This window comes from Vibrio sp. YT-19(2023), from assembly GCF_033337395.1.
The window spans coordinates 19907-31590 of the sequence record NZ_JAWOQN010000003.1 but is presented as its reverse complement, the minus strand read 5'-3'; the positions used below and the strand labels follow the sequence as shown (position 1 = coordinate 31590).

The window sequence follows — 11684 nt, the reverse complement described above, 5'->3', positions numbered from 1 at the left end:
GGTCGTTATGACCTCTCTGTCTAAGCACGCCATGCAACCCAATAACGTACGTTTGTGCCAAGGTTGTGAATTGCCTGTCGACATCGTCGACTTACCCCATGGCAAAAATGCACACTGCCCTCGTTGTGGTACACAATTATATCGCGGAGGTAGCCCTAGCCTCCCTGGTAATCTAGCCGTCGCGATAACCTGTATCCTACTATTTATTCCATCGCACTTTTTTAATTTTATTAGCATCCGACTCTTTGGTGTGATGATTCCGGCAACCCTGCCTTCAGGGATGATCACATTGATGGAAGAAGGATTTGTTCTTCTTTCATTGCTCATTCTATTTTGTAGCTCTCTAGCGCCACTGACGGTTTGTGTTTCAGTGGTAACGGCGCATATTTCTTTACATCAACGATGGTTCCGTGGGCTTCGTATCTCACTGTGGCTAATTCAACATTTGAAGCATTGGGTTATGTTGGATGTGTTCTTAGTTAGCATCGCCATTTCCTGTTTTAAACTCCAAGATTATTCCGACATTTTCGTCGGTCCAGGGTTAATTGGTCTGGTTCTTTTGCAGATATTTACCGTTTTGTTAGTTTCAAGAATCAGCGTGCGTCGTTATTGGGAAGCTTGGAAACCAGAAAGTTTATATGCTTTTGAGCATAAAGATGTGCATTGCCATGAATGCCACTTGTCCCAGCCTGAGGGTGACCATTGCCAGCGTTGTCATCACGAGTTATATCATCGCAAGCCAAACTCCATTCAGAAAACATGGGCTTACCTCATCGCAGCAACGGTCGCCATCTTCCCTGCTAACCTGATCCCTATTTCCATCTTGCTTACCAATGGTAAGCGTTTGGAGGACACTATTTTTTCAGGCGTGGCTGGTTTGGTAAAAAGCGGCATGTATGGAATCGCTGCGATCATTTTTGTTGCCAGTATCGTTGTCCCGGTGATTAAAATACTTGGGCTCGCCTACATCATGCTTTGCATCCAATTCAAACGTTCGGTGTTTAAGAGACAACGAATGATGGTTTACTTTGTTGTTAAATGGATCGGTAAATGGTCTGTGATGGATTTGTTTGTTATTTCTATCATGATGACGTTAGTCGATCGTGGTCAGATACTGGATTTCACACCAGGATATGGCGCCGTAGCATTTGGTGTTGTCGTAGTGTTGACCATGCTTGCAGCAGAAAGTATTGATCCAAGGCTAATCTGGGACCAAACAAGCCCAAAACAATCAGAAAAAGAGTCAATGAATGAGTGATCAGAACAGTTCTCAAACGTCATACGTACCAGATGTAAAGCGGAGTAAAGGCATATCTCCTCTTTGGCTGTTGCCAATTTTGACCATGGTCTTAGCTGGCTGGCTTGTGGTGAAGTCGATACACGATGCAGGACAACGAGTGCAAATCTATTTTTCTGATGCCGCTGGTCTTGTCGCCGGCCGAACCACTATCCGTTACCAAGGATTAGAAGTCGGCATGGTAAGAGACATTAACCTCACCGAAGATCTCGGCAGTATTTATGTCGATGCTGATATCTATCCTGAAGCTGCAAAGTTACTGAACGATAAAACACGCTTTTGGTTAGTAAAACCAACAGCTAGCCTAACGGGAGTTTCCGGACTGGATGCGCTCGTCTCAGGTAACTACATCTCGATTCAACCCGGAGATGGTCAAGAGTTTGAGACAACATTCCATGCGTTAGACTCTGCCCCAACAGATTTACGCGTTTCTCAAGGTTTGAATATTAAGCTCAAAAGCCGTGATTTAGGTGGTGTATCGGTTGGCTCTCAAATTGTTTATAAGAAAATCCCAATCGGTGAAGTGTACAGTTACCAGCTAGATGAAGATGCAAAATCTATCACTATTCAAGCCAACATTCAGGATCAATACCGACATATCATTAACAACCGCAGTCGATTCTGGAACGTCAGTGGAATTGGTGCCAGCATCGGTTTTGAAGGTGTCGATGTAAGACTAGAAAGCATGAGTGCCTTACTAGGTGGCGCCATCGCCGTCGACTCTCCGGATGATGGTGAGCCTGTAGAAGAGAACACCGAGTTCCGTTTGTATAAAGATTTGAAAACTGCTGGTCGAGGCATCGCGGTTAAAATCGTCCTACCTGATGACAGCAAGATCAGCGGAGAAGGCGCTCCAATTATGTATCGCGGAATCGAAATTGGCCAAGTTACGGACTTGAGCCTTTCCGAAGGCCGAGAAGTGATATTGGCGTCAGCGGCAATTCAACCCGCTTTTAGTGACATGCTGACGACAGGTACTCGATTTGTTTTAGAAGAAGCAAAAGTGTCCCTTTCTGGTGTTGAAAACATTGCTAATTTAGTGCGAGGAAACTTCTTAACGATCGTGCCGGGCGCGGGTGAACGCTCTCGCCGCTTTACTGCCATTCGTAAAAACGTGTTTAACCAACAGCAAGAAAAGTCCATCGCGATTCGGTTGGTGTCCGACAATTCGTTTGGCCTAGATAGCGGTGCCAATGTACTTTATAAAGGCATCGTTGTTGGTTCAATCATCAAAGTGGGCCTAGTTAAGGAAGATAAAAAATCACAACACGAAGTATTTATGGATGTATTGATTGACCATGAATACAAACATCTGATCAAATCAAACAATCGTTTTTATGTAACCGGCAGTGCATCAGCAGAGTTAACTGAATCCGGGCTCAGCGTTACCGTTCCTCCAGCAAAGCAGTTGTTAACCGGGTCAATTAGTTTTGTGAGCGAAGGCAAGCAGGATATTCAAAAAGAGTATCAGCTGTTCCAAAATGAATCATTGGCTGAATTGGCGCAGTACAATCAAAGTGGCTCTAGGGCGCTAACACTATTTGCTTCTGAATTGCCGCCGATTTCCAAAGGCAGCCCTCTACTCTATCGTAATCTTCCAGTTGGTAACGTCTCCGATTTCCAACTAGTTGATGGCGGAGTACTAATTAAGGCTACCATCGAAAACCGCTTCGCTTATCTTGTAACGCCACAAACCGTTTTTTGGAATCGTTCAGGGATCGAGATAGATGCATCATTAGCCGGAGTTAGTGTGAAAGCGCACCCTTTAAAATCGTTAATCGAAGGTGGCATCGCTTTTGACTCCGTACCAGGCGTTGAAAACAAAATCGGAGAAAACTGGAAGCTGTATTCTGATCAAAAAACCGCTCGCAAGTTTGGGCGCGTCATTGCTTTAGAAACCGACGGTTCGCAAGAGATTGCTAAAGGAATGCCGATTGAATATCAAGGTGTTAAAGTTGGTGAAATCACTCTGGTTGTACCGAATTTTCGTCGTAACATGGTTGAAGTCACTGCAAGAATCCTACCTGAATACGTAGAAAACATTGCAGTTGAAGGTTCACATTTTTGGCTAACTGAACCAGAAATTGGTTTAGGTGGCGTTAAAAACCTCGGAGCGTTGGTGTCGAAATCCATCAGTGTTGAACCAGGTAAAGGTAAAGCCAAATTTGATTTTCAGTTAGAAAATAGTTCAGAACGCGTGCATGGAATCATGTTTACGTTACAAAGTGAACAAAGAGGCTCAGTACAAGTCGGTACCCCTATTCTTTACCGCCAGATGGAAGTTGGCCAAGTGACCGACGTAAGCCTAGGAGAATTTGCTGATCGCATCGTCACGACTATCAAAATACAGCCTGAATATGCTTACCTCGTTCGTCAAAACAGCGTGTTTTGGAATGTTTCAGGAGTAGATGTCTCCATCGGGCTTACTGGCGCGAACATCAAAGCAGGCACATTTGATAGTTTAGTTCGCGGAGGAATTGCGTTTTCAACGCCAGAGCAATCGACTATTCCACCAGCGGCAAAAAGTGGGCAATCTTTCTTTTTGTATCCACAAGCTGAAGAAGGTTGGACTCAATGGCGTACTGCGATTCCTAAGCCGTAGAATAAAGCTCAATTCAGGTACAATTGAAGTTTGAGTACCTTAAAAGAGCAGCAATCGCTGCTCTTTTTTATTGCTCGGCCCTTGTCACTATTCGTTTCTGCTTCGCTTTCGTATATTATTTGCCACAAATTCTGCAAACGAGATCCCACATTGCATCCTAATGTTTACATCCCAGACGCGTTTCTGGAAAAAATCCAAACTATCCTTCCAGCTCACCTCAACATGGAAGACTTTATCGCATCGTGCCAAAAGCCACTGCGCAAGAGTATTCGAGTTAATACGTTGAAGATCAGCGTTGAAGCGTTTTTAGAACGAGCAGAAACAAAAGGCTGGAAGCTTTCTCCTGTGCCTTGGTGTGACACGGGGTTTTGGATTGAAGCGGACGAGTCAGTTGTACCATTAGGCAACACAGCAGAACACATGTCTGGCTTATTCTACATTCAAGAAGCCAGTTCGATGATGCCGGTATCTGCTCTGTTTATGAATGATGAATCTTACGATGCCGTGTTAGATACCGCAGCCGCTCCAGGCTCAAAAACCACTCAAATTGCAGCTTTAATGAACAACAAAGGTGTACTTGTGGCCAATGAATACGCCGCAAGTCGTGTAAAAGTACTGCACGCTAATGTGGAACGTTGTGGGGTACGTAACGCCGCACTAAGTAACTTCGATGGACGCGTTTTTGGCGGTTGGCTACCAGAACAATTTGATGCGGTTTTGCTCGACGCGCCTTGCTCTGGAGAAGGCACCGTTCGCAAAGACGAAGATGCGATGAAAAACTGGACGCAAGCTTCCGTACTCGACATCGCTGACACGCAGAAAGATCTTATTGAAAGCGCCTTCCATGCATTAAAGCCCGGTGGTGTGATGGTTTACTCAACATGTACGCTCAGTACAGAAGAAAACCAACAAGTTTGTCATCACTTGAAAGAAACCTTTGGGGATGCTGTAGAGTTTGAAAGCCTTGAGAACTTGTTTGAGAACGCAGAGGCAGCTCTAACTGAAGAAGGCTTTTTGCATATTTTCCCGCAGGTCTACGACTGTGAAGGGTTCTTTGTTGCAAGAATTCGCAAACTGGCTGCTGTTGAGGCGCCAGAAGTCAAAAAGCGCATGGGGAAATTCCCCTTTGCTAAAACTTCAAAAAAAGAATCGACAGAAATTGCTCAACAACTCCAAAGCGCGTTAGGTATTAAACTTCCAAATGACAGTTCTGTATGGCTTCGCGATAAAGATGTCTGGTTATTCCCTAATGCTTTAGAACCGATGATCGGCGAATTACGCTTCTCCCGTATGGGTATAAAGATCGCGGAAGCCCATAAAAATGGCTACCGTTGGCAACACCAAGTCGCGACTGCCCTGGCGACAGGTTCTGAAAGCAACGCCATTGAACTCAGTATTGAAGAAGCGCGCGAATGGTACATGGGGCGTGATGTTCGCCCACAAACCATTCCTGAGGGAATGAAAACAGGTAAAGGCGAAGTACTTGTCACCTATCAAGGCGCAGTTATTGGCCTTGGCAAGTGGGTAAGCAACCGAATAAAGAATGGTCTTCCTCGCGAATTAGTACGAGATAAGAACTTATTTTAAAGAAGTAGCGAATCATAAATAAATAAAAAGCCATCGTATTTGCGATGGCTTTTTAATTCGTAAGTATGAAAGCAACTGGGCTCGCTAGCGATCCGGATACGCTGTACTAAACTAGTTGTATCAAAGTAATGCTTTGATGTGGCATTTCTCTCTATGTTCACCAACAAAATTATTGTTGGACAAGTTTAGCGCAGGCTCTGCGGAGCCGTTTCCCCTAGGCCCAAAAAAAGGAAAAGTTTGGGCCGTTTTTTTGGCTGCAGATCCGCTATACGTGAGTTAGGACTACGCTAGACGAATACCGTCTTTCTCAATGACAATTTTACCCTGCTTGTATAAGCCACCGATGGTCTTTTTATAAGTCCCTTTACTTGTGCGGAAAGCATCAAAAATCGCTTCAGGAGACGACTTGTCATTCAAAGGCAAAAATCCGCCTTTCTTCTCTAGCAGGTCAAGGATCTTACTAGAAAGATCGTCCATTTTCGCCACACCAACTTTTTGTAGAGCAAGGTCGATTTTGCCATCTTCACGAATGTGCTTAATAAAGCCTTTCAGCTTTTTACCGATGTAAAGCTTACCAAAAACATCCGATGGGAAAATCATGCCCCAATGCTTACCGTTAACGATAGCTTTATAACCAAGTTGACTACGCTCTGCGATGATCAAATTAACTTGCTCGTTAACTTCATAATTCGCTGGAGTTTTATCTAACCATTTATTGAACTTAGTCGTACCAACAATGCGACCTGACGCTTTGTCGGTATAAACATACACTAAAATGGTTTGTCCGGCAGAGAAGCGAGTGCGTTGCTCACTAAAAGGAATCAGTAAGTCCTTTTCTTTGATGCCCCAATTTACAAAAGCACCTGTCGCATTCACACCCTCAATCTTCATTAAACCCCATTCACCCACTTGGGCAATTGGTCTTTCAATGGTCGCAGCAAGTTGGCTTTCTGAATCGAAGTACAGAAATACGTCTACATGCTCACCAATTTCAGTACCCTCTGGTACATACTTACTAGGTAGTAGAACAGAACCGTAATCATCGCCATCCAGAAATACGCCAAAATCAGCCTTTTTAATGACTTCTAAGCTGTTAATTTGACCAATTTTAATCATTGATTTTGTCTCTTTTTAAATTTACGTGGAATTATACCTAAACTAACAAGAAAATCAGAGAGAAAAGCATAGTGCTCTGTTATGCTGTTGTCGTTCAGCTATATGCCCCAGTCACTCTTTTAGCACTCTTATACTTATCTGCTCAACGGAACGCATAAGTTAAGAATGCTTTAGCAAAGTCAGGAGCTTTCTTTGGTCACCGTCGATAAACAAGACTCAATAACATTAAAAATCAGTCATGCACTCGCAAAGAGCAAAAGTGTCGACCTAGATATTTACTTTTTTATACCTGGTGAGCTTGGTTTAAACGCCGATATCATCAGTGAATCCGAATTTTATTACACCTCAATAACACAGCAACGATCTTATTACAGTACTGAAATCCTTCTTCCGCTAGTACACAGTCGACTTGCCAAACGTGGACGCCTGTCGAATCAGCAATACCGAGTAAGTTTGAGTTTGTTCGCTTACCAATACGTTATCGCGCTAGACAAAGCGGTAGCAAGTTTAAACAAACATGAGAACAACTCCGTAACGGAAGATGAAGTGGACGAAGTTATCGAGCTCACGCTTGAGATTTTAAAGCGCTTGCGGCGTTCTATTCCTTATGAAGAGAACTTAAAACGCTACTACGTTAACATCGATAACTATCTGTCTTGGTATACCGAGCAAAAGTTCCTGTCACTGGTGGCTCATCTCCCACGTGAAGGCGACTATGGCACGATCAAGAAGCGCCTGATCACGCTATGTGAGAAAGAGCAAGCCCATCGTAAACTCAACAAATACAACTCATCAAGAGTCGTTGAAGACGTTACTCGCTTATCTAACAAAATGCGCTTGCTAAGGCGATTGATTGAACACCCTATCGTGCTTCGTGAAGAAACCATATCGATGGGTAACAACATTAAGCGCGCTATCAAAGGTATTGCAACCGGTTTGGTGATGGTTGTCGTGACCTCGACCGTGATTCTCGCTCGCGATTATCTGGGGGAAATTTCTGCCTCATTCATTATCGCGATGTCTTTTATTTACGCTTTACGAGAAATCTTTAAAGATGATTTACGCGATGCCATGTGGCGATGGATCCGTAAAGGCAAGCCCAAATGGCGTAAGAAGTACGTTGACCCAACGACGAAAAAAGTGGTTGGCAAAAAATTGGAGTGGCTCGATTATCGTACCTTAAGTAGCTTGCCGGATAAGATTCAAAGAATACGGAAAAAGCGCGTCGTGCAACGTGAAGAGCAGATTCTTCATTATCACGAGAAAACCGAAATGGCGACCTCTCTTTTCTTGAGTGGTTACGAACAAACGAGAGAAACATTGAATATCAGTTTGCGCCCTATCATCCGCTTGATGGATAAAAGCTCAAACCGAGTTTACCGTTTAAATGAAGGTCAAGTAACCAAAGAGTCAGTAGAGAAACGTCATTTGCTCAATGTGATTGTCAAAGAGGACAACCACACCGATGAGCCTGTTTATTACCGCTGGAAAGTGGTCTTAAATCGCTCCAAAATCGTCTCTATCGAGAAGATTGAACTCAATTAAGCCAACGCCTTTATACAAACGAGCCACAAACCACTAAGCAGCCTCTTTTCTTTGTTGGGCTGCTTTTTTTATCGAAAGAGTAAGCGAGAATTCAGCCATTGGCTCGTCACCATGTAAGTTAGGACACAGCGCGACAATTTTTACGTCACGATTTACTCGTTCACCCGTTGCCAAGGTGTGCTCGAGCATCTCATCAATGACATGACCATCGTTACAAACAAAGTGCACATCGGCTTCCGGGCGCTTTAAAAACTCGGCTTTCACACCTTTAAATGCTAGCGAGATCGCTTCTCCCTTTTCTTGCGCTTTACTCATAGCAAGAAAACCACCAGCAACATCAGCGCCAACGGCTAAAGCGCCGAAATACATGCTATTCAGGTGGTTCTTCGTTCTTCTGCGTAATGGGATACGAACCTCAACATGCTTGCTATCTATCGCAATGATTTTAGGGTGGCAAAGCCAAATCAGCGGCACTTTTGAAAAGCCAAACAGATTTAGATACAAATTCGCACGACGTAGAGCTGATAACATTTTGGTCTCCTTACCAATCTAGTCAGACCAGTTAATCAACGAAAGAAATAGATGTCAAAGAAATGTTAACAAAAGCTCGATCTCACGAGTTATTTAACCCTCATAAAGTGACGGCGTCACCCGTGAGGTATGAAGTTTATCGCAGTTACTTAGATTACCTTACAGCGAGATAGATAAAATGGTTATAAATTCAAATGTATATATATTGATTTAATGATCAAGTTTTGTCATTTATACATAAGTCATTTAAATGAATACCTACACCTTTGTATACAATTCGGTATTTCCTGGCGAAGATTCCCGTGAAACGGTTTATTCCTGCCTGTAATTCCGTTATCTTTACCCCTTCGCAATAGAGAATAAAGCTATAACATGCCTATAAAAACAGATGAATTGAGAACCCAGCCTTTGGGTCCAATGCCTACCCCAGCAGAGCTAGGTAGTGTACATCCTATTACGGATGACGTTGCAGACCGTATCGCTCAATCTCGTCGTCAGATTGAAAACATTTTATCGGGTGAAGACAATCGCCTTCTTGCGATTGTAGGTCCGTGTTCTGTTCACGACACTGAAGCTGCCATTGATTACGCCACTCGCCTGAGTGAAATCCAAGACAAGTACAAAGACGAGCTATTTATCGTGATGCGTACTTACTTTGAAAAGCCTCGTACAGTAGTTGGTTGGAAAGGTTTGATTACGGACCCTAACCTAGATGGTTCTTACGCACTTGAAGCTGGTCTTCATAAAGCTCGTAAACTACTACTGGATATCAACAAGCTTGGTCTTGCGACTGCTACTGAGTTTCTTGATATGATCACTGGTCAATACATCGCGGATTTGATCACTTGGGGCGCGATTGGTGCTCGCACAACGGAATCACAAATTCACCGTGAAATGGCGTCGGCACTATCTTGCCCAGTTGGTTTCAAAAATGGCACAAATGGCAACGTAAAAATTGCAATTGATGCAATTCGCGCATCGAAAGCATCGCATTACTTCTACTCGCCAGATAAGAACGGTCGAATGACGGTTTACCGCACAAGTGGTAACCCTTACGGTCATATTATTCTGCGCGGTGGAGAAAAAGGCCCTAACTTTGATGAAGCATCAGTCAAACAAGCATGTGATGCTTTAGCTGAGTTTGGATTGCCACAACGTTTGGTTGTGGATTTCAGCCATGCAAACTGTCAGAAGCAACACAGAAAACAAATCGACGTAGCTCAAGACATTTGTAACCAAATTAAGTCAGGCAGCACTCGTATTGCGGGTATCATGGCAGAAAGCTTTATTCTTGAAGGCAATCAGCCAATGACTGACATCAATAACCTAACGTATGGTCAGTCTATTACAGATCCATGCCTAGGTTGGGAAGACACTGCTACAATGCTAGATATGCTGGCAAGCGCTGTTAAGTCCCGAAAGTCCCTATAACAAAATAATCAAGGAATCTTCATGCCATCGTTTGATATTGTTTCTGAAATCGATACGGTTGAACTACGTAACGCCGTTGATAATGCTAACCGTGAATTGTCTACTCGTTTCGATTTCCGCAACGTAAATGCGAGCTTTGAGCTAGTAGAAGAAAACGTAAAAATGTCTGCGGAAGGTGACTTCCAACTTAAGCAAATGCGCGACATTTTACGCGGCCACTTAGCGAAGCGTAACATTGACGCGAACGCAATGGATGCACAAGACCCAGACGTTACTGGTAAAAACTGGCACCAAACTCTGCTTTTCCGCCAAGGTATTGATACTCCAACGGCGAAAAAAGTAGTGAAACTTATCAAGGACGCAAAGTTAAAAGTACAAGCTTCTATTCAAGGCGACAAAGTACGTGTTACTGGTAAGAAACGCGACGACCTGCAAGCGACAATGGCAGCGATTCGTGAAGCAGAGATGGGTATCCCATTCCAGTTTAACAACTTCCGTGATTAATCAATCTGAGAAGTAAGTAAAAACGCCAGCGCATAATCCGCTGGCGTTTTTTATTGGCTTTTGTGTAACGAACTACGTATCCACTTTTAGCATTTGGCATTGCTAGATAACCAAGTCCTGCCCTTGCAGCAATACGAATTCGCTCGTTCCTTGTGGTATGAACACGCAAATTCGAAGCTTTTCAGCTTTAGCCTTGGCCAGCATATCCGAAAGCTCAGCAGCGCTCGAGAAAGCTTCTCTTTCTGCATCTCTGCGTATTAGTTCTAACACATTCGCTTCACATCGAGTTGAGTACAGAGCCAGCTCCGCTTGTTGCATATAGCGTACGGCTTTTATTGGCAACATCTCAACATCTTTCCCAACATGAACCCAAGTACAACTTCCCTTTTCATCTAAAGGTGTTGCCATGGTCGCTTGGTAAATTGCTTCTAACTCTCGATTATCTCGTGCGTTTTCAACCTCGGGATTCGAGAAGAATTGCTCCCAAAACTTACGGCGTAAATCGACGCTAGGCAATGCCTCTTTAATTGAGTTTCGCTTTGAGTTAGCAAAATCCGCCATCAACCCCATGTTTTGTGGCAGTATCGATTCAAGTTTTTCACGGATGTTTCGAATTAAAACTGGTGAAGCTCCACCACTAGAGATAGCGATTTGGATGCGGCCACGATTAATCATTGACGGCGTGATGAAATCACAATAAGGCTTATCATCCACAACGTTAACCAAGATGCCTAGCTCTTTGGCATCTTTGTACACTTGGTGATTTAGCTCAGGATTGTCTGTCGTCGCCCACACTTGAACAAAGTTTTTAGTGACAATGTCACTCGAATAGAAACGTTGTACCCAGCGCAGTTGATGCTCAGAAGCAAGCTTAGACAGAAAATCAACCAACGTCGGAGAAACGATAGTCACATCCGCCCCAGCCTTTAGCAACGCTTCCACCTTTCGGCTTGCCACCTCACCGCCACCCACGACGAGAACGGGTTTATTAATTAAATCTAAGAACAGAGGAAAATATCGCATTTCAATCCATGATTACTCTAATTAGCTGTTGTAGACCATGCTACCAAA

At 43.7% G+C, this 11684-nt stretch carries 9 protein-coding genes; 6 read left to right on the top strand and 3 right to left on the bottom strand.

Annotated elements, in window-relative coordinates:
* Positions 1-7 precede the first annotated feature (7 nt).
* From R7E78_RS03290 to rsmF, 3 genes are all read left to right on the top strand, one after another.
* Positions 8-1258 (top strand): paraquat-inducible protein A, encoded by a 1251-nt coding sequence (locus R7E78_RS03290; RefSeq protein ID WP_213885297.1) that lies wholly within the window; start codon positions 8-10, stop codon positions 1256-1258.
* Positions 1251-3899: an MlaD family protein gene (locus tag R7E78_RS03285; RefSeq protein ID WP_017634276.1), complete on the top strand. Its 2649-nt coding sequence runs from the start codon at positions 1251-1253 to the stop codon at positions 3897-3899. Before R7E78_RS03290 ends, R7E78_RS03285 begins: the two co-directional genes overlap by 8 nt.
* A 150-nt stretch (positions 3900-4049) precedes the next feature.
* Positions 4050-5486 (top strand): 16S rRNA (cytosine(1407)-C(5))-methyltransferase RsmF, encoded by a 1437-nt coding sequence (gene rsmF / locus R7E78_RS03280; RefSeq protein WP_318057634.1) that lies wholly within the window; start codon positions 4050-4052, stop codon positions 5484-5486.
* Positions 5487-5768: 282 nt separating this feature from the next.
* Here rsmF and R7E78_RS03275 read toward each other — a convergent pair whose 3' ends face one another.
* Positions 5769-6602: a S1 RNA-binding domain-containing protein gene (locus R7E78_RS03275; protein ID WP_318057633.1), complete on the bottom strand. Its 834-nt coding sequence runs from the start codon at positions 6600-6602 to the stop codon at positions 5769-5771.
* Positions 6603-6794: 192 nt separating this feature from the next.
* Here R7E78_RS03275 and R7E78_RS03270 point away from each other — a divergent pair, with 192 nt between their 5' ends.
* Entirely contained in the window at positions 6795-8147 is a 1353-nt protein-coding gene (locus R7E78_RS03270; RefSeq protein ID WP_005377421.1) for a hypothetical protein, read from the top strand.
* 33 nt (positions 8148-8180) lie between these two features.
* Here the strand turns inward: R7E78_RS03270 and R7E78_RS03265 are convergent, their stop codons facing one another.
* Positions 8181-8678: a DUF4442 domain-containing protein gene (locus tag R7E78_RS03265; RefSeq protein WP_005377418.1), complete on the bottom strand. Its 498-nt coding sequence runs from the start codon at positions 8676-8678 to the stop codon at positions 8181-8183.
* A gap of 372 nt (positions 8679-9050) precedes the next feature.
* Here R7E78_RS03265 and R7E78_RS03260 point away from each other — a divergent pair, with 372 nt between their 5' ends.
* Complete coding sequence (locus tag R7E78_RS03260; protein WP_005377417.1) at positions 9051-10109, top strand: 3-deoxy-7-phosphoheptulonate synthase; 1059 nt, start codon at positions 9051-9053, stop codon at positions 10107-10109.
* 21 nt (positions 10110-10130) lie between these two features.
* Positions 10131-10613 (top strand): YajQ family cyclic di-GMP-binding protein, encoded by a 483-nt coding sequence (locus R7E78_RS03255; protein ID WP_005377415.1) that lies wholly within the window; start codon positions 10131-10133, stop codon positions 10611-10613.
* A 102-nt stretch (positions 10614-10715) separates the two neighbouring features.
* Here R7E78_RS03255 and R7E78_RS03250 read toward each other — a convergent pair whose 3' ends face one another.
* Entirely contained in the window at positions 10716-11636 is a 921-nt protein-coding gene (locus R7E78_RS03250; RefSeq protein WP_005377406.1) for a bifunctional precorrin-2 dehydrogenase/sirohydrochlorin ferrochelatase, read from the bottom strand.
* Between the last annotated feature and the right edge of the window lie 48 nt (positions 11637-11684).

Coding starts and splice junctions, on each gene's coding strand:
- R7E78_RS03290 (WP_213885297.1), top strand. CDS start 8: ATGACCTCTCTGTCTAAGCACGCCATGCAACCCAATAACGTACGTTTG.
- R7E78_RS03285 (WP_017634276.1), top strand. CDS start 1,251: ATGAGTGATCAGAACAGTTCTCAAACGTCATACGTACCAGATGTAAAG.
- R7E78_RS03275 (WP_318057633.1), bottom strand. CDS start 6,602: ATGATTAAAATTGGTCAAATTAACAGCTTAGAAGTCATTAAAAAGGCT.
- R7E78_RS03265 (WP_005377418.1), bottom strand. CDS start 8,678: ATGTTATCAGCTCTACGTCGTGCGAATTTGTATCTAAATCTGTTTGGC.
- R7E78_RS03260 (WP_005377417.1), top strand. CDS start 9,051: ATGCCTATAAAAACAGATGAATTGAGAACCCAGCCTTTGGGTCCAATG.
- R7E78_RS03255 (WP_005377415.1), top strand. CDS start 10,131: ATGCCATCGTTTGATATTGTTTCTGAAATCGATACGGTTGAACTACGT.
- R7E78_RS03250 (WP_005377406.1), bottom strand. CDS start 11,636: ATGCGATATTTTCCTCTGTTCTTAGATTTAATTAATAAACCCGTTCTC.